Annotated in this window: 17 protein-coding genes; 13 read left to right on the plus strand and 4 right to left on the minus strand. The window is 66.8% G+C overall.

Annotation, left to right across the window (positions count from 1 at the left end; translation table 11 throughout):
• The first annotated feature begins 21 nt into the window (after positions 1 to 21).
• From glmS to HWY45_RS13145, 3 genes are read left to right on the plus strand one after another with little or no spacing between them, the layout of a single operon-like run.
• Positions 22 to 1839 (plus strand): glutamine--fructose-6-phosphate transaminase (isomerizing), encoded by a 1818-nt coding sequence (gene glmS, locus HWY45_RS13135; protein WP_059803394.1) that lies wholly within the window; start codon positions 22 to 24, stop codon positions 1837 to 1839.
• A gap of 33 nt (positions 1840 to 1872) precedes the next feature.
• The gene (locus HWY45_RS13140) at positions 1873 to 2334 is read left to right on the plus strand and encodes a hypothetical protein (protein ID WP_059566390.1); all 462 of its coding nucleotides are present in this window, start codon (positions 1873 to 1875) and stop codon (positions 2332 to 2334) included.
• Positions 2334 to 2552: a hypothetical protein gene (locus HWY45_RS13145; RefSeq protein ID WP_059566389.1), complete on the plus strand. Its 219-nt coding sequence runs from the start codon at positions 2334 to 2336 to the stop codon at positions 2550 to 2552. Before HWY45_RS13140 ends, HWY45_RS13145 begins: the two co-directional genes overlap by 1 nt.
• 84 nt (positions 2553 to 2636) lie before the next feature.
• Here the strand turns inward: HWY45_RS13145 and HWY45_RS13150 are convergent, their stop codons facing one another.
• Positions 2637 to 3473 (minus strand): FTR1 family iron permease, encoded by an 837-nt coding sequence (locus tag HWY45_RS13150; protein ID WP_059566388.1) that lies wholly within the window; start codon positions 3471 to 3473, stop codon positions 2637 to 2639.
• Positions 3474 to 3485: 12 nt separating this feature from the next.
• The gene (locus tag HWY45_RS13155; RefSeq protein WP_059886473.1) at positions 3486 to 3818 is read right to left on the minus strand and encodes a cupredoxin domain-containing protein; all 333 of its coding nucleotides are present in this window, start codon (positions 3816 to 3818) and stop codon (positions 3486 to 3488) included.
• A 344-nt stretch (positions 3819 to 4162) separates the two neighbouring features.
• On the opposite strand from HWY45_RS13155, the gene HWY45_RS13160 reads away from it, so the two are divergent.
• Positions 4163 to 4363, plus strand: coding sequence for a heavy-metal-associated domain-containing protein (locus HWY45_RS13160; RefSeq protein WP_059803399.1), 201 nt, complete (start codon positions 4163 to 4165; stop codon positions 4361 to 4363).
• Positions 4364 to 4416: 53 nt separating this feature from the next.
• Here HWY45_RS13160 and HWY45_RS13165 read toward each other — a convergent pair whose 3' ends face one another.
• Together HWY45_RS13165 and HWY45_RS13170 are read right to left on the minus strand one after the other, a co-directional pair.
• Complete coding sequence (locus HWY45_RS13165; protein WP_059886475.1) at positions 4417 to 5907, minus strand: aldehyde dehydrogenase; 1491 nt, start codon at positions 5905 to 5907, stop codon at positions 4417 to 4419.
• Between the two features lie 93 nt (positions 5908 to 6000).
• On the minus strand, positions 6001 to 6552 hold the full coding sequence (locus HWY45_RS13170) for a cupin domain-containing protein (RefSeq protein ID WP_059566578.1): 552 nt from the start codon (positions 6550 to 6552) through the stop codon (positions 6001 to 6003).
• Positions 6553 to 6964: 412 nt separating this feature from the next.
• Here HWY45_RS13170 and HWY45_RS36825 point away from each other — a divergent pair, with 412 nt between their 5' ends.
• The 9 genes from HWY45_RS36825 to HWY45_RS13210 all read left to right on the plus strand — a co-directional run bounded on the left by HWY45_RS36825 (position 6965) and on the right by HWY45_RS13210 (position 17098).
• The gene (locus HWY45_RS36825; RefSeq protein ID WP_081059603.1) at positions 6965 to 7192 is read left to right on the plus strand and encodes a hypothetical protein; all 228 of its coding nucleotides are present in this window, start codon (positions 6965 to 6967) and stop codon (positions 7190 to 7192) included.
• A 296-nt stretch (positions 7193 to 7488) separates the two neighbouring features.
• Entirely contained in the window at positions 7489 to 8271 is a 783-nt protein-coding gene (locus HWY45_RS13175; RefSeq protein ID WP_059886477.1) for a gamma-glutamyl-gamma-aminobutyrate hydrolase family protein, read from the plus strand.
• A gap of 28 nt (positions 8272 to 8299) precedes the next feature.
• Positions 8300 to 9637, plus strand: coding sequence for a glutamine synthetase family protein (locus tag HWY45_RS13180; protein ID WP_059886479.1), 1338 nt, complete (start codon positions 8300 to 8302; stop codon positions 9635 to 9637).
• 28 nt (positions 9638 to 9665) lie between these two features.
• Positions 9666 to 11093: an aspartate aminotransferase family protein gene (locus HWY45_RS13185; RefSeq protein ID WP_059803404.1), complete on the plus strand. Its 1428-nt coding sequence runs from the start codon at positions 9666 to 9668 to the stop codon at positions 11091 to 11093.
• A 71-nt stretch (positions 11094 to 11164) separates the two neighbouring features.
• Positions 11165 to 12283 carry a polyamine ABC transporter substrate-binding protein gene (locus tag HWY45_RS13190; protein ID WP_059886481.1) on the plus strand — a complete coding sequence of 373 codons (1119 nt, stop codon included), beginning with the start codon at positions 11165 to 11167 and terminating at the stop codon, positions 12281 to 12283.
• A 134-nt stretch (positions 12284 to 12417) separates the two neighbouring features.
• A complete protein-coding gene (locus HWY45_RS13195) occupies positions 12418 to 13572 on the plus strand; it encodes an ABC transporter ATP-binding protein (protein ID WP_059886546.1) in 1155 nt (384 codons plus the stop codon).
• A 10-nt stretch (positions 13573 to 13582) separates the two neighbouring features.
• The gene (locus HWY45_RS13200) at positions 13583 to 14569 is read left to right on the plus strand and encodes an ABC transporter permease subunit (RefSeq protein ID WP_059886483.1); all 987 of its coding nucleotides are present in this window, start codon (positions 13583 to 13585) and stop codon (positions 14567 to 14569) included.
• Positions 14566 to 15405, plus strand: a complete 840-nt coding sequence (locus HWY45_RS13205) for an ABC transporter permease subunit (RefSeq protein WP_059886485.1) — start codon at positions 14566 to 14568, stop codon at positions 15403 to 15405. Before HWY45_RS13200 ends, HWY45_RS13205 begins: the two co-directional genes overlap by 4 nt.
• Positions 15406 to 15511: 106 nt before the next feature.
• On the plus strand, positions 15512 to 17098 hold the full coding sequence (locus HWY45_RS13210; RefSeq protein WP_059886487.1) for a DUF3138 family protein: 1587 nt from the start codon (positions 15512 to 15514) through the stop codon (positions 17096 to 17098).
• Positions 17099 to 17183 lie beyond the last annotated feature (85 nt).

A 17183-nucleotide genomic window follows, 5' to 3' on the forward strand; every position in this document is an offset into this window, starting at 1 on the left:
TCGACTTACAGGACTGTTTCCATGTGCGGCATTGTCGGCGCAGTTGCGCAACGTAATATCGTTCCGGTGCTGATCGAAGGTCTGCGGCGCCTCGAATACCGTGGCTACGATTCGTGCGGCGTCGCCGTGCTCGAACCGGGCGCGCCGAAGCGCGCGCGCAGTGTCGCGCGCGTCGCCGACCTCGACGCGCAGGTGCGCGAATCGCACCTCGAAGGCACGACGGGCATCGCGCACACGCGCTGGGCCACGCACGGCGCGCCGGTCACGCACAACGCGCACCCGATCTTCTCGTCGAACGCGCTCGCGCTCGTCCACAACGGCATCATCGAGAACTTCGAGCCGCTGCGCGACGCGCTGCGCGCGAAGGGCTACGAATTCGTGTCGCAAACCGACACCGAGGTGATCGCGCACCTCGTGCATAGCCTGTATCGCGGCGACCTGTTCGCCGCCGTGCGCGAAGCGGTGCAGCAGCTGCACGGCGCGTATGCGATCGCGGTGATCCACAAGGACCAGCCGCACACCGTCGTCGGCGCGCGCCAGGGCTCGCCGCTCGTGGTCGGCTACGGCAACGGCGAGAACTTCCTCGCGTCCGATGCGCTCGCGCTCGCGGGCAGCACCGATCACTTCACGTTCCTCGAGGAAGGCGACGTCTGCGAGCTGTCGCTCGACGGCGTGAAGATCGTCGACCGCCACGGCGCGGTGGCCACGCGCGAAGTGCGCGTCGTCAGCGCGTACGGCGGCGCGGTCGAGCTCGGGCCGTACCGGCACTTCATGCAGAAGGAAATCTTCGAGCAGCCGCGCGCGATCAGCGACACGATCCCGCAGGCCGACGCGTTCGACGCGACGCTGTTCGGCGATGCGGCGCCCGCCGCGTTCGGCGAGATCGACAGCCTGCTGATCCTCGCGTGCGGCACCAGCTACTACTCGGGCCTCACCGCGAAATACTGGCTCGAATCGATCGCGAAGATCCCGACCCAGGTCGAGATCGCGAGCGAATACCGCTATCGCGAATCGGTGCCGAACCCGCGCCAGCTCGTGCTGGTGATCTCGCAATCGGGCGAGACGGCCGACACGCTCGCGGCGCTCAAGCACGCGCAATCGCTCGGCCATACGCATACGCTCGCGGTGTGCAACGTCGCGACGAGCGCGATGGTGCGCCTCACCGAGCTGCAGTTCCTGACGCACGCGGGCACCGAGATCGGCGTCGCGTCGACGAAGGCGTTCACGACGCAGCTCGTCGCGCTGTTCGTGCTGGCCGCGACGCTCGGCAAGCTGCGCGGCCATGTGGACGCCGCGCAGGAAGCGGAATACCTGAAGCAGCTGCGCCACCTGCCGGCCGCGCTGAACAGCGTGCTCGCGCTCGAGCCGCAGATCATCGCGTGGTCGGAGGAGTTCGCGCGCAAGGAAAACGCGCTGTTCCTCGGCCGCGGGCTGCATTACCCGATCGCGCTCGAAGGCGCGCTCAAGCTGAAGGAAATCTCGTACATTCACGCCGAGGCGTATCCGGCCGGCGAACTGAAGCACGGCCCGCTCGCGCTCGTCACGGAAGCGATGCCGGTCGTGACGGTCGCGCCGAACGACACGCTGCTCGAGAAGCTGAAGTCGAACATGCAGGAAGTGCGCGCGCGCGGCGGCGAGCTGTACGTGTTCGCGGATGCCGACACGCATATCGTCAACGACGAAGGCCTGCACGTGATCCGGATGCCGGAGCACTACGGCCAGCTGTCGCCGATCCTGCACGTCGTGCCGCTGCAGCTGCTGGCGTATCACACGGCCTGCGCGCGCGGCACCGATGTCGACAAGCCGCGCAATCTCGCGAAATCGGTGACGGTGGAGTAATTCCGCGCCGACGGCGCAACTGACGGAGAAAGCATGGTGAGACTGATCGGATGCGGCTTGCTGGCACTGGCGTTCACGACGCCCGGCATGGCAGCCGACCATTACGTCGAGGTGTGGAATCCGCCCGAGGCGCGCACGGCCGCGCCGCGCCCGCCGGCGGCGCACGCCCCCGACGCGCACGCGGCCGCCCCCGCGAAGCATGCCGCCGCGCAGCAGAAGGCGGCCGTGAAGCCGCACAAGCACCACGTTGCGCCAGCCACGCAGACGCTGAAGACGGGCGCGCATCGCATGCCGGCGCCCGGCGCCGCATCCGCCGCCACGCCGGCCGCGCGCCCCGTCGCTCAGCCCGCACCGGGCCGGCTGACGGTGATGCAGCCTGACGCGCCGGATTCGCCGCATGGTCTCGCCTTCACCGACATCCCGCGCCAATACACGCCGGACGGCAACGTGCTGCGCGTCGGCACCCGCAACGGCCCAGCCAAGGTGACACGATAATGGAAGCGGAAACCTACCACGGCTACCAGATCTGGGGCCACGCAATCCTGCAGCAGGACGAGATCATGCAGCCCGAGCGCTTCGCGGCGAGCGGCACGATCACGCAGAACAACAAGCTCGTCGAAGCGTCGAGCGTGCTCGGCGTGTTCGATACGGAAGACGAAGCGCGCGCCGCCGGCCTCGAATGGGCGCGCGCGTGGATCGACAACCATCGTTGAACGAGCGGGCCGAACGGCACCGCGTGACGAAAAAAGGGGCGTCAGCCGTAAGCTGACGCCCCTTTTTGCATTCGAGCCCGCGACTCAGGCGGCGCGCCGTGGCGGGTGGATCGCCCCCTGCGGCCGGCCGACGAGCCGGGTCAGCACGACGATCGCGACGAGCGTGCCGACGTACGCGGCGATCTGGATGCCCGCCGGACGCGCCGTATAGCCGATCAGCGTATGCAGCGCCTTGCCGACGAGGCTCGTATCCTTGAGCAGCCAGGCCGTATCCCACACCGCATCGCCCCACGACGGCACGAGGCCGGCCGCCAGCAGGAAGCCCACGCACTGGCTCGCCATCCCGGCCGCGAGCAGGATGATCAGGCCGTTGGTCACGGAGAACAGGCGCTTCATCGGAATCCGCAGCAGGCCCGCATACATCGCATAGCCGAGCCCCGCGCCGCCGAGCACGCCCAGCAGCCCGCCGACGATCATCTGCGGCGTTTGCCCCGGGTCGCCGGCCGCGATCCCGTACAGGAACAGCACGGCCTCGGAGCCCTCGCGCAACACCGCGACGCCGACGACGATGGCCAGCCCCGTCAGCGGCTTGCTGCCGGCCGCGACGGCGCGGCCGACTTCGGTCATGTGCATCGCCATCTCGCGGCCGTGCTTGCTCATCCAGATGGTGTGCCACGCGAGCATCAGCGTCGCGACGAACATCACGCCCGCGTTGAACACCTCCTGCCCCATCCCGGACGCCCAGTTCGAGATCACGTCGGCGAACGCCGCGATCAAGCCCGCGCCGATCACGCCGCCGACGAGCCCGCCGCTCACCCACCAGCCGCGGCGCGGCACGCCCTTCGTGGCGGCCATCACGATCGAGACCACCAGCGCGGCCTCGAGCACTTCACGAAAAACGATCAGGGCAGTGGACAACATGGCGGTGCGTGCTTACTTGACGATCAGCTGCGTCTTCGACTGCGCTTCGTGGTATTCGTCGTGGAACTCGTAGGTGCCCGCCTTCAGCGGCCCGACCAGGATCTCGGCCGTCTTGCCGGCGGGGATCACCTTCTCGGCCTTGAAGTCGTCGCTTTCGAATTCGGCGGGCGTCGCGTCGAGGTTCTGCACGACGAACTTCACCTTCTTGCCGGCCGGGATCGTCACGCCCGCGGGCGCGAACTTGTGATCCTTCAGCGTCAGGTTGACGACGTCGTCGGCGGCGAAGGCGGACGTGGCCGATGCACCCAGCAGGGCGAGCGCGAAGCCGAAAGCGAAACGGTTCATGGCGGAATGGAAATGAGTATCGGAAGTGACTGATATTAAGATCGATTCGCATTTCCGCATCAAATGCCCTTGATTGCGCAATGGAGATCACGCTTCACATCGTTTTGCAAACCCTTGTCGGGAAAGGAATTTCCTCATCCCCTATTCCGGCGCCTTACGGTCAATCAGGATAAATGCCGACTGACGCTTTGGACCGAATCGATATTCGTCTGATTACACCTTTACGAATTGCTGTCGCTACACGGACGCCGCGCACGGTATCCTGCGCATCGTCGCGCGCCCGCTTGACCTTCCCATCGTGGCAAGCTTCAGGCTGTGCACACTCGTCAACTCTGGAGGGAACCATGGAATTCGAAGTTCAGGACATGACCTGCGGCGGCTGCGCGAACGCGATCACCCGCGCGGTAACCGCGGCCGATCCGGGCGCGAAGCTCGACATCGACGTCGCCGCGAAGCGCGTGACGGTCGAATCGACGCAACCGGCGGAACGCGTGCAGTCGATCATCGAGGCCGCAGGCTTCCATCCCGCGCTGCGCGCCGCCTGACGCACGGCGCCGGTTCCCGCGCGACACACGACGCGGGAACCGGCGGCCCGGCGTCAGCGCAGCCGCACGAGCGTCGACTTCAGCTCGGTGTACTTCTCGAGCGCGTGCAGCGACTTGTCGCGGCCGTTGCCCGACTGCTTGTAGCCGCCGAACGGGAAGTTCATGTCGCCGCCCTCGTCGTAGCAGTTCACCCACACGGTGCCCGCGCGCAGGCGCCGCGACACCTCGTGCGCAGTCGTCAGGTTCGACGTCCATACCGCCGCCGCGAGCCCGTAGTCGGAATCGTTGGCGATGCGCACCGCTTCGTCGACGTCGTCGAACGCGATCACCGACAGCACCGGCCCGAAGATCTCCTCGCGCGCGATCTTCGCATCGGGCTGCACCTCGAACACCGTCGGCTCCACGTAGAAGCCGCCCGTCTCCGCCCTCACCCGCGCACCGCCCGTCACGAGCCGGCCTTCGCTGCGCCCCGCTTCGATGTAGCCGAGCACGCGCTCGAGCTGGATCGCGTCGACGATCGCGCCCATCGACACCGACGGGTCCAGCGGGTTGCCGGGCACGTACGCGCGCGCGGCCGCGACGAGCTTTTCGATGAAAACGTCCTTGATGTCGCGATGCACGAGCAGGCGCGAGCCCGCGGTGCACATCTCGCCCATGTTGTAGAAGATCGCGCCGGCCGCGGCCTGCGCCGCGCGGTCGAGGTCCGGGCAATCGGGCAGCACGATGTTCGGCGACTTGCCGCCGAGTTCGAGCCACGCGCGCTTCAGGTTCGACTGCGCCGCGTACTGCATGATCAGCTTGCCGACCGCGGTCGAGCCGGTGAACGCGATGCAGTCGACGTCGCGATGCAGCGCGAGCAGCTTGCCGGGCTCGCCCGCGCCCGGCACGACGTTGAACACGCCCGCCGGCAGGCCCGCTTCGTGCGCGAGCTGCGCGACGCGGATCGCCGTGAGCGGCGACTTCTCCGACGGCTTCAGCACGACGCTGTTGCCGGCCGCGAGCGCGGGGCCGAACTTCCATGCGGCCATCAGGATCGGGAAATTCCACGGCACGACCGCGGCGACGACGCCGACCGGCTCGCGGGTGACGAGCCCGACCAGGTGATGATCGGCCGGCGCCACTTCGCCGCCGATCTTGTCGATCGCTTCCGCGAACCATTCGACGCAATACGCGGCGCCCGGCACGTCGACCGTCGTCGTGTCGCCGATCGGCTTGCCCGCGTCGAGCGTCTCGAGCAGCGCCAGCTCGTCGAGATGCTCGCGCATCAGCGCGGCCCAGCGCAGCAGCACCGCCTTGCGCGCGCGCGGGTTCAGCCCCGCCCACACCTGCGCGTCGAACGCGCGGCGCGCGGCGGCCACCGCCGCGTTCACGTCGGCTTCGCCGCAATCGGCGACCTTCGCGAGCACGCGGCCGTCGATCGGGCTCACGCAGTCGAACGTGTTGCCGGTGCACGCGTCGCGCAATGCGCCGTCGATGAATGCGCGCCCTTCGATCGCGAGCGACGCCGCCTTGTCCTGCCAGTCCGCCAAAGTCAACTTACTCATCAGGATGCCTCAATGTTGTGGCACTCGCCGCGCACGGGCGGCATGCCTGTCGCGCAACGGGCGGCGAGTGCAGTGAAGCGCGGTGAAGCTCGGTCAGAAGGTCGGCGGCGAATTGGCCGAGACGACCTCGCAGACTTGCTCCGCGCTGGGATTGCGAAAACGGTGCGGCAAACGGCTTTCGAAGTAGTAGCCGTCTCCGGGGTCGAGCAGCCACGTCGCGCCGTCGACGGTGAGCTCGAGCCGGCCCGACACGACGACGCCACCCTCGTGGCCCGCGTGCGCGAGCATCTCGGGCCCCGTATCGGCGTGCGGCTGGTAGATCTCGCGCATGATGCACATGTTGCGATCCTTCACGCCCGCGCCGACCAGATGGAACGCGAGCGCGTCGTTGCCGAGGTTCGGCATCTCGTCGCGGCGCGACACCACGGTGCGCGATTCGACGAGCTCGAACGTGAAGAACTCCGCGAGGCTCATCGGGATGCACTCGAGCAGCTTCTTCAACGAGCCGACCGACGGGCTCACGCGGCCCTGTTCGATCAGCGAGATCGTGCCGTTGGTGACGCCGGCGCGCTTCGCGAGCTCGCGTTGCGACAGCCCGTGCTTGTTGCGCACGTAGCGCAGCCGCTCGGCGACTTCGGTGGACATCGATTCGGTTTCGGACACGATAAGTGCGAGGAAAGAGGGAGACGACGCGTTGAACGGCCGTTGAATATTCTAATCACTTTATGGCGTATATTGACGGGGAAAACCCTGAAAGGCGTTCGAAATAATCGACGGCTTTCAGATCATTCCTTTTACGCATTTTTTATTCGCAGTGCTTGGGGTAAGCCCTGATCGGGGACCGTTAAAAAACATTTGACGCCGTTTTTGGCTCGTATATGCTGGCTCTCAGGTCAGCGTCATCGAGCCGTCATGTGCAACGAATCGCGTTATTGCAACGCAAAAATCGATGCCCGTCGATGTGAATGACGCCCGACCGGCGCCTCGATTATTTAAACGCCCCGCGCGTTCCGGCAATCAGGTGTTCAATACTTTCAACGAACCAGCGAGTGTAATCGTGAGAGTCCGTGGCCCTCTGGTGAGGTGGGATCGTGGCGATGCGCGAAGTCTGCGCAGCGCGGCATCCACCATCTCCGACGGCAGTTGCGGCTGGCATAGTCCTCGCCTGCTGCATCTGTCCATCTACACCATCCTGTCCCGTCGTTCCGTCCGGCGTCACAACGCCGTCTCCGCACGCGCATTCGTCGCCATCCACACCGACGACGTCGCTTCGCTGCTGCCATAGCGCCTCTCTTTTCCCGACGTCGTCCGTTTTGCCCGCATCACGTCCGCCGTGTCGCATGACCGGTGACGGATCGCGCACGCGCATGCGTTGCCGCATGTCGCGTCGCCACGCAAAACGGACGCCGGCCTGATCGTCGCGCGCAGCGCGGATCGTCCAGATACCCGCTGCGCCCCTTCGTCAGCGGCCATGCGCCTCGCGCACGGCTGCGGGGCCGTGTCGCGCCTGCGATTCGCGCAAGCCGCGCTTGCCTGCGATCGCATCGTGTCACGGCTTGTTTAGGCAACCTGACTATCGCCATGGAAAGGAAACCCTTGGTCGGCATCACCGCCGACCACACCCAGATCGGCGCGCATGCGTCGCACACCGTCGGCGACAAGTACGTCGCCGCCATCGTCGACGGCGCGCAGGCGCTCGCGATGGTGCTGCCCGCGCTCGGCGAGCGCCAGTCGGTCGACGACATCGTCGATGCGGTCGACGGCCTGCTGTTTACCGGCAGCTATTCGAACGTCGAGCCGCACCGCTACGGCGGCGAGCCGAGCGCGCCCGGCACGAAGCACGACGCCGCCCGCGACGCCACGACGCTGCCGCTGCTGCGCGCGGCGATCGCGGCCGGCGTGCCGGTGCTGGCGGTCTGCCGCGGCTTCCAGGAGCTGAACGTCGCATGCGGCGGCACGCTGCACCAGCACGTGCACGACGTGCCGGGCTTCGCTGATCACCGCGAGGACGACGACGCGCCGCTCGACACGCAATACGGCCCCGCGCACGCGGTGCGCCTGACGCCCGGCGGCGTGCTGCAACTGCTCGCCGACGGCCGCGACGAAGTGCGCGTGAATTCGCTGCACAAGCAGGGCATCGCGCAGCTCGGCGCCGGCCTCGCGATCGAGGCGGTCGCGCCCGACGGCCTGATCGAGGCCGTGAGCGTGATCGATGCGCCGGCCTTCGCGCTCGCCGTGCAATGGCACCCGGAATGGCGGCATGCGCAGGACGCGCTGTCGAGCGCGATCTTCCGCGCGTTCGGCGCGGCCTGCCGCGCCCGCCGCGACGCCCGCACCCGCGCCGTGTCCGCCGTGCTCGCCTGAGCACGCCGACCCACCCACGAGAACAATCATGCAAGACATCGAAGATTTCCTGAAGCAACACCGGATCACCGAGATCGAGGCGATCATTCCCGACATGGCCGGCATCGCGCGCGGCAAGATCACGCCGCGCAACAAGTTCACCTCCGGCGAATCGATGCGCCTGCCGCAGGCCGTGATGGTGCAGACCGTCACCGGCGAATACCCGGAGGACGGCTCGCTGACCGGCGTCACCGACCCCGACATGGTGTGCGTGCCCGACACGTCGACGATCCGCCTGATCCCGTGGGCGGTCGACCCGACCGCGCAGGTGATCCACGACTGCGTGCATTTCGACGGCTCGCCGGTCGAGATCTCGCCGCGCTACGTGCTGCGCCGCGTGCTCGACCTGTACAAGGCGAAGGGCTGGAAGCCGGTGGTCGCGCCCGAGCTCGAGTTCTACCTGGTCGACATGAACAAGGACCCGGACCTGCCGCTGCGCCCGCCGGTCGGCCGCACGGGCCGCCCGGAAACGGGCCGCCAGTCGTATTCGATCGAGGCCGTCAACGAGTTCGATCCGCTGTTCGAGGACATCTACGAGTACTGCGAAGCGCAGAACCTCGACATCGACACGCTGATCCACGAAGTCGGCGCCGCGCAGATGGAGATCAACTTCATGCACGGCGACGCACTGTCGCTGGCCGACCAGGTGTTCCTGTTCAAGCGCACCGTACGCGAAGCCGCGCTGCGCCACAACATGTACGCGACCTTCATGGCCAAGCCGATGGAAGACGAACCCGGTTCCGCGATGCACGTGCACCAGAGCATCGTCGACGAGGAGACGGGCGAGAACCTGTTCACGTCGAAGGAGACCGGCGGCGCGACGTCGATGTTCTACAACTACCTGGCCGGCCTGCAGAAGTACACGCCCGCACTGATGCCGATCTTCGCGCCGTACATCAACTCGTACCGCCGCCTGTCGCGCTTCATGGCCGCGCCGATCAACGTGCAGTGGGGCTACGACAACCGCACGGTCGGCTTCCGCATCCCGCACTCGGGCCCGACGGCACGCCGCATCGAGAACCGCATCCCGGGCGTGGACTGCAACCCGTACCTCGCGCTCGCCGCGACGCTCGCGGCCGGCTATCTCGGCATGACGCAGCGCCTCGAGCCGACCGAGCCGCTCGTCAGCGACGGCTACGACCTGCCGTACCAGCTGCCGCGCAACCTCGAGGAAGGGCTGACGCTGATGGCCGCGTGCGAGCCGCTCGGCGAGATCCTCGGCCACAAGTTCCTGAAGGCGTATTTCGCGCTGAAGGAAACCGAATACGAAGCGTTCTTCCGCGTGATCAGCTCGTGGGAACGCCGTCATCTGCTGCTGCACGTATAAGCGTGCGCCACCGCCATCTGGAGGAAACATGACCTACCGCACCGAATCCGCCTGGATCCAGCCCGCCGCGCCGGCGGCCCGCACGACGCAAGCCCGCACGACGGCCGAATACCGCGCGCTCGACGCCGCGCACCACATCCACCCGTTCTCCGACATGGGCGCGCTCAACCGCGCGGGCAGCCGCGTGATCGTGAAGGCCGACGGCGTCTACCTGTGGGATTCCGACGGCAACAAGATCATCGACGGGATGGCCGGCCTGTGGTGCGTGAACGTCGGCTACGGCCGCCAGGAACTCGCCGACGCCGCGTACCGCCAGCTGCAGGAACTGCCGTTCTACAACACGTTCTTCAAGACCACGCACCCGCCGGTGATCGAGCTGTCGGCACTGCTCGCCGAAGTCACGCCGCCGGGCTTCAACCACTTCTTCTATTGCAACAGCGGCTCGGAAGGCAACGACACCGTGCTGCGCGTCGTGCACCAGTACTGGCGCGTGCAGGGCCAGCCGCAGAAGAAGTTCGTGATTTCGCGCAGGAACGGCTACCACGGCTCGACGATCGCGGGCGGCACGCTCGGCGGGATGGGCTACATGCACGAGCAGATGCCGTCGAAGGTCGAGCACATCGTGCACATCGACCAGCCGTATTTCTTCGGCGAGGCGGCCGCCGGCGAGACGCCCGAGGCATTCGGCCTCGCACGCGCGCAGCAGCTCGAAGCGAAGATCCTCGAGCTCGGCGCGGAGAACGTCGCCGCGTTCATCGGCGAGCCGTTCCAGGGCGCGGGCGGCGTGATCTTTCCGCCGTCGACGTACTGGCCGGAAATCCAGCGGATCTGCCGCAAGTACGACATCCTGCTCGTCGCGGACGAGGTGATCGGCGGCTTCGGCCGCACCGGCGAGTGGTTCGCGCACCAGCACTTCGGCTTCGAGCCGGACCTGATCACGCTGGCGAAGGGGCTCACGTCGGGCTACGTGCCGATGGGCGCGGTCGGCATTCACGAGCGCGTCGCGCGGCCGATCATCGACAACGGCGAATTCAACCACGGCCTCACGTACTCGGGCCACCCGGTCGCGGCAGCCGTCGCGGTCGCGAACCTGAAGCTGCTGCGCGACGGCGGGATCGTCGAGCGCGTGAAGACCGACACCGGCCCGTACTTCCAGGCGCTGATGCGCGAAACCTTCGCGCGTCATCCGATCGTCGGCGAAGTGCACGGCCACGGCCTCGTCGCGAGCCTGCAGCTCGCCGAGGCGCCGGCCGAGCGCCGCCGCTTCGCGAACGGCGGCGACGTCGGCACGCTGTGCCGCGACTTCTGCTTCAACGGCAACCTGATCATGCGCGCGACCGGCGACCGGATGCTGCTGTCGCCGCCGCTCGTGATCTCGCGCGGGGAAATCGACGAACTCGTGTCGAAGGCGAAAAAGGCCGTCGACGCAACCGCTCAGCAACTGGGTCTTTCGTAACGGCATCGCCTACGGGCCGCGGCGTGCGCACGGTGCGGCGCCGCGGCCCACATCACCAGGGGAACTCCACCATGCGTGCTCGCACTCTTCGCCAAGCCTGTTCCGTCGCCGCCCTCGCCGCCGCGGCCGCGTTCACGTCGGTCGCCAGCCCGCCGGCGCATGCCGCCGACGAGCTGAACGTCTACAACTGGTCCGACTACATCGCGCCGGACACGATCCCGAACTTCCAGAAGCAGACGAACATCCACGTCAAGTACGACAACTACGACAGCGACGACACGCTGCAGGCGAAGCTGCTCGCCGGCAGCTCGGGCTACGACATCGTCGTGCCGACGTCGAACTACATGGCCAAGCAGATCCAGGCGGGCGTCTACCAGAAGCTCGACAAGTCGAAGATCCCGAACCTCGCGAACCTCGACCCCGTGCTGATGAAGATGATCGCCGACGCGGACCCCGGCAACCAGTACGGCGTGCCGTGGGCGTACGGCACCGACGGCATCGGCTACAACGCGCAGGCCGTGAAGAAGGCGCTCGGCGACAAGGCGCCCGTCGACAGCTGGGCGCTGGTGTTCGATCCGGCCAACATGGAGAAGCTGAAGAGCTGCGGCGTGTCGTTCCTCGACCAGGCCGTCGACGTGTTCGCGGCCACGCTGCAATACATGGGCAAGAACCCGAACAGCACCAACCCCGCCGACTACCAGGCAGCCTTCGAGGTCCTGAAGAAAGTCCGCCCGTACATCACCCAGTTCAATTCGTCCGGCTACATCAACGACCTCGCGAACAACGACGTGTGCGTCGTGCTCGGCTGGTCGGGCGACGTCGGCATCGCGCACCGCCGCTCGGCGGAAGCGAAGCGTTCGTACGACATCAAGTTCTCGAACCCGAAGGAAGGCGGCCTGCTGTGGTTCGACGTGATGGTGATCCCGAAGGATGCGCCGCACCCCGAGAACGCGATGAAGTGGATCAACTACGTGTCCGATCCGAAGGTCAACGCGGCGATCACCAACACGGTGTTCTACCCGACCGCGAACAAGGCCGCGCACCCGTTCGTGACGCCGGCCGTCGCGCAGGATCCGACCGTCTATCCGCCCGAGGACGTGCTGAAGAAGATGGTGCTGATGAAGCCGATGCCGGCCGACATCCTGCGCCTCGAAAACCGTCTGTGGGCGCAGCTGAAGACCGGCCACTGACCCCCTTGCGCGCCGCGGGCTGAGCGCCCGCGCGCCCCGCTCCACCCGGCCCGAGCCGTTGCCGCGAGTCGCCGCCTGCGCCTCGCGCGGGGACGCTCGCGCCTGCAATCCGTGATGAACGAATGGTGAACCCCATGCAATCGATACCCTCTTCCGCCGCTGCGCGCCACGCGCAACCGGCCCCCGTGGCCCGCACGAAGAACGACGCGTTCGTGCGCATCGAGAACGTCGTGAAGAAATTCGGCGACAGCACGGCCGTCGACAACGTGAACCTGACGATCGCGAAGAACGAGCTGTTCGCGCTGCTCGGCAGCTCGGGCTGCGGCAAGTCGACCTTGCTGCGCATGCTCGCCGGGCTCGAGACGGCCACCTCCGGCAAGATCTATGTCGACGGCGAGGATCTCGCGTCGCTGCCGCCGTACCGCCGCCCGGTGAACATGATGTTCCAGTCGTACGCGCTGTTCCCGCACATGACGGTCGAGTCGAACGTCGCGTTCGGCCTGAAGCAGGAAGGCACGCCGAAGAACGAGATCAAGGAACGCGTGGCCGACGCGCTCGCGCTCGTGCAAATGAGCAAGTATGCGCAACGCAAGCCGCATCAGCTCTCCGGCGGCCAGCAGCAGCGCGTCGCGCTCGCGCGCTCGCTCGTCAAGCGCCCGAAGCTGCTGCTGCTCGACGAGCCGATGTCCGCGCTCGACAAGAAGATCCGCCAGAAGACCCAGCTCGAACTCGTGAACATCATCGAGAAGGTCGACGTGACCTGCGTGATGGTCACGCACGACCAGGAAGAGGCGATGACGATGGCCAGCCGCCTCGCGGTGATGAGCGAAGGCCGGATCGTGCAGATCGGCTCGCCGGGCGAGGTGTACGAATTCCCGAACAGCCGCTTCTCGGCCGAATTCATCGGCTCGACCAACCTGTTCGAGGGCCGCGTGGTCGAGGACGAGCCCGATCACATCTTCGTCGAGAGCGACGACCTCGAGGCGCGCATGTACGTGAGCCACGGCGTGACGGGCCCGCTCGGGATGCCGGTCGGCATCTCGGTGCGGCCCGAGCGCATCCACGTGTCGCGCGAGAAGCCGCACGCACAGCACAACTGGGCGCGCGGCGTGGTCACCGACATCGCGTACATGGGCAGCTACTCGCTGTATCACGTGCGCCTGCCGAGCGGCAAGACGGTGGTGTCGAACCTGTCCAGCTCGAACCTGCTGCATGACGGCGCGCCCGCCTACAACGACGACGTGTTCGTGTCGTGGTCGCCGGCAAGCGGCGTGGTGCTGACGCAATGAGGCCGACACGATGAGAACCTCCGCTTCCACTCCGTCCGCGCCGGTGTCGACCGGCGCTTCGGCCGCGCCCGCGGCCCCCGTGCGCGCCGGCCGCTTCGCCGCGCTGTCGCGCTTCCTGCCGTCCGGGCGCAGCATCGCGATCGGCGTGCCGTTCGTGTGGCTCGCGCTGTTCTTCGCGCTGCCGTTCGTGCTGGTGCTGAAGATCAGCTTCGCCGACCAGGTGATGGGCATCCCGCCGTATTCGGCGCTGATGCAGATCCAGGACGGCGTCGTGCACTTCGCGGTCCAGCTCGGCCACTACGCGTTCCTGCTGAAGGACGACCTGTACGTCGCGACTTACCTCAGCTCGCTGAAGATGGCCGGCGTGTCGACGCTGTTCTGCCTGCTGATCGGCTACCCGATGGCGTACTACATCGCACGCTCGGAGCCCGGCACGCGCAACGTGCTGATGATGGCCGTGATGCTGCCGTTCTGGACGTCGTTCCTGATCCGCGTCTACGCATGGATCGGCATCCTGAAGGACGACGGCCTGCTGAACCACGCGCTGATCGCGCTCGGCATCATCCACACGCCGCTGCGGCTCTATCACAGCGATGCGGGCGTCTACATCGGGATGGTCTATTCGTACCTGCCGTTCATGGTGATGCCGCTGTACGCGCACCTCGTGAAGATGGACCTCACGCTGCTCGAGGCCGCCTACGACCTCGGCGCGAAACCGTGGGTCGCGTTCACGCGGATCACGCTGCCGCTGTCGAAGAACGGGATCATCGCGGGCAGCCTGCTGGTGTTCATCCCGGCGGTGGGCGAGTACGTGATTCCGGAGCTGCTCGGCGGCGCGGACACGCTGATGATCGGCCGCGTGATGTGGGATGAATTCTTCAACAACATGGACTGGCCGATGGCGTCGGCGGTGACGGTGGCGATGGTGCTGCTGCTGCTCGTGCCGATGGCGCTGTTCCAGTACTACCAGGTCAAGGAACTGGGAGACGCGAAATGATCAAGCCGAGCAAACCGCTGTCGACGGGCGTTCTCGCCTTCGGATTCCTGTTCCTGTACATCCCGATCATCAGCCTCGTCGTGTACTCGTTCAACGAGTCGAAGCTCGTCACCGTGTGGTCGGGCTTCTCGCTGAAGTGGTACGCGTCGCTGTGGCAGGACGACGAGCTGCTGACGGCCGCGTGGCTGTCGCTGAAGATCGGCCTGCTGACGGCCACCGCGTCGGTCGTGATCGGCACGTGGGCGGGCTTCGTGCTCGCGCGCTTCGGCCGCTTCAAGGGCTTCACGCTGTACACGGGGATGATCAACGCGCCGCTGGTGATTCCGGAGGTGATCCAGGGGATCTCGCTGTTGTTGCTGTTCGTTGCGCTGGAGCAGATGTTCGGCTGGCCGAAGGGGCGCGGGATGGTGACGATCTGGATCGGGCACGTGATGCTGTGCGTGTCGTATGTCGCGATCATCGTGCAGTCGCGCGTGAAGGAGATGAACAAGTCGCTCGAGGAAGCCGCGCTCGACCTCGGCGCAACGCCGCTGAAGGTGTTCTTCGTGGTGACGCTGCCGCTGATCTCGCAGGCGCTGCTGTCGGGGTGGCTGCTGTCGTTCACGCTGTCGATCGACGATCTGGTGCTGTCGGCGTTCCTGTCGGGCCCCGGCTCGACGACGCTGCCGCTCGTGGTGTTCTCGCGCGTGCGGCTCGGCCTGAACCCGGAGATGAACGCGCTCGCGACGCTGTTCATCACCGCCGTGACGATCGGCGTGATCGCGGTGAACCAGATGATGAACGCGCGCGAACGGCGGCGCGTGGCCGACATGAAGGCGGCATTCGCGGCGGCCTGAGCCCCTTCCTTCAACCATTCATTCGATAACGACACCTTGCGCGCCGCCTCGCGCGGCGCGCGGAACGATTACGCATCGACAAGGCGCACGACAAGGAGAAACCGCAATGAAGAAGAAACTGATCTGCCTGCTGGTGGCCGGCGCGTTGCCGGGCATCGCGCTGGCCGACTCGACATCCGTCCAGATCAAGGCGCTGCAGGCGCAGGTGGCCGCGCTCCAGCAGCAGATGAAGGCGATGCAGGCGCAGCTCGCCGCGAAGCCGGGCGGCGCGCCGCTCGCGCAGGCGGGCGCCGGCGGCGGCGGCGTAAAACCGGTCGCGGCCGCGGCCGCGGCCGCCGACCCCGGTTCGCCGGACTACGGCAAGGCGCCCGCGCTGCTGACCAACGACGACGTGACGGAGATGAAGCAGCAGATCGCGAACCAGCAGCTGAAGGTCGACACGCTGTCGGACGCGGCGAACACCGGGCCGATCGCGGGCCTGTCGGTGACGGGCTACATCGATCCGACCTACGTGTACAACCGCGCGGCGAGCTCGTCGTCGTTCCTGTTCGCGAACCACGAGAGCGTGTACAACTACTTCAACAGCACGTTCGGCGACCTGTACCTCGACATCAAGAAGACCTTCGGCGTCGGCCCGCTGGCGCCGTCGGCCGAGATCACGCTGATGCCGAACCGCGGCAACGGCATCACGCTGCTGTCGAACTCGCGCGGCAACATCGGCAACAACATCCTGAACACGGCGGTCATCAACGTGCCGATCAACGCGTCGACGACGTTCGTCGCCGGCCTGATCCCGAGCTTCGGCGGCTACGAGGTGCAGCAGTCGAACCAGATGCTCACGCTCACGCACAACCTGCTGTACGACTTCTCCGACCCGGGCAGCTACATCGGCGCCGGCGCGAACTATACGAAGGGCAACTGGGCGTGGAAGTTCTTCGTCGGCAACGAGCAGTACCGCACCTACGGTTCGGTCACGCAGACGGGCACCAACGCGCTCGGCGACCCGATCACGACCAGCAACAAGGTGCCGACCTTCACCGCGCGTGCCGACTACACGTGGTCGAGCGCGCTCGATATCGGCGGGTCGTTCAACATCGGCCGCCAGACGCTGGCGAGCGCGACCGACGCGAACGGCGTCGTGCACTACGGCGTCGGCGGGGCCGCGCCGAGCTCGGCCGGCACGTTCTTCTTCGGCGAGCTCGACGCGACCTACACGCTCGCGGACGTGCAGTACAACGCCGAAGTCGACTACGGCCGCCAGCAGCATGCGGCGTTCAACGGCGGGCTCGCGCAGTGGTACGGGCTGTCGCTGCTCGCGCACCGCAAGTTCAACGCGCCGGTGGTCGGCCGCATGGGCGTGACGCTGCGCTACGATGCGCTCGTGAACAGCAAGAACGGCGGCGGCGGCGGCGGCATCGCGCTGAACGGCAACGGCATGGATACGAGCAACGGCTTCGGCGTCGATTCGGACTGCCTCGCGACGTCGAAGGCCGGCGGCGGCCTCGGCTTCGAGTGCAAGGGCGCGATCCGTCAGGACGTCGCGCTCGACCTGCTGTTCTATCCGACCCAGCAGATCACCGTGAAGGTCGAATACCGGCACGACTGGTCGAACAACCGGGTGTTCCTGCGCAACGACGGGTCGTACGGCAAGTCCAACGACCTGCTCGCCACGCAGTTCATCTATTCGTTCTGATGCCGGCCGCGCGGGACGCCGTGCGGCGCGCGCGGCGTCCCGCGCCTGTTTGCTGAATTTTGTTGCGGCGTCGTGTGCCGCTTGG

Source organism: Burkholderia stagnalis (assembly GCF_902830275.1).
In the GTDB taxonomy this organism is placed as follows: domain Bacteria; phylum Pseudomonadota; class Gammaproteobacteria; order Burkholderiales; family Burkholderiaceae; genus Burkholderia; species Burkholderia stagnalis.

Coding starts and splice junctions, on each gene's coding strand:
- glmS (WP_059803394.1), top strand. CDS start 22: ATGTGCGGCATTGTCGGCGCAGTTGCGCAACGTAATATCGTTCCGGTG.
- HWY45_RS13140 (WP_059566390.1), top strand. CDS start 1,873: ATGGTGAGACTGATCGGATGCGGCTTGCTGGCACTGGCGTTCACGACG.
- HWY45_RS13145 (WP_059566389.1), top strand. CDS start 2,334: ATGGAAGCGGAAACCTACCACGGCTACCAGATCTGGGGCCACGCAATC.
- HWY45_RS13150 (WP_059566388.1), bottom strand. CDS start 3,473: ATGTTGTCCACTGCCCTGATCGTTTTTCGTGAAGTGCTCGAGGCCGCG.
- HWY45_RS13155 (WP_059886473.1), bottom strand. CDS start 3,818: ATGAACCGTTTCGCTTTCGGCTTCGCGCTCGCCCTGCTGGGTGCATCG.
- HWY45_RS13160 (WP_059803399.1), top strand. CDS start 4,163: ATGGAATTCGAAGTTCAGGACATGACCTGCGGCGGCTGCGCGAACGCG.
- HWY45_RS13165 (WP_059886475.1), bottom strand. CDS start 5,907: ATGAGTAAGTTGACTTTGGCGGACTGGCAGGACAAGGCGGCGTCGCTC.
- HWY45_RS13170 (WP_059566578.1), bottom strand. CDS start 6,552: ATGTCCACCGAAGTCGCCGAGCGGCTGCGCTACGTGCGCAACAAGCAC.
- HWY45_RS13175 (WP_059886477.1), top strand. CDS start 7,489: ATGGAAAGGAAACCCTTGGTCGGCATCACCGCCGACCACACCCAGATC.
- HWY45_RS13180 (WP_059886479.1), top strand. CDS start 8,300: ATGCAAGACATCGAAGATTTCCTGAAGCAACACCGGATCACCGAGATC.
- HWY45_RS13185 (WP_059803404.1), top strand. CDS start 9,666: ATGACCTACCGCACCGAATCCGCCTGGATCCAGCCCGCCGCGCCGGCG.
- HWY45_RS13190 (WP_059886481.1), top strand. CDS start 11,165: ATGCGTGCTCGCACTCTTCGCCAAGCCTGTTCCGTCGCCGCCCTCGCC.
- HWY45_RS13195 (WP_059886546.1), top strand. CDS start 12,418: ATGCAATCGATACCCTCTTCCGCCGCTGCGCGCCACGCGCAACCGGCC.
- HWY45_RS13200 (WP_059886483.1), top strand. CDS start 13,583: ATGAGAACCTCCGCTTCCACTCCGTCCGCGCCGGTGTCGACCGGCGCT.
- HWY45_RS13205 (WP_059886485.1), top strand. CDS start 14,566: ATGATCAAGCCGAGCAAACCGCTGTCGACGGGCGTTCTCGCCTTCGGA.
- HWY45_RS13210 (WP_059886487.1), top strand. CDS start 15,512: ATGAAGAAGAAACTGATCTGCCTGCTGGTGGCCGGCGCGTTGCCGGGC.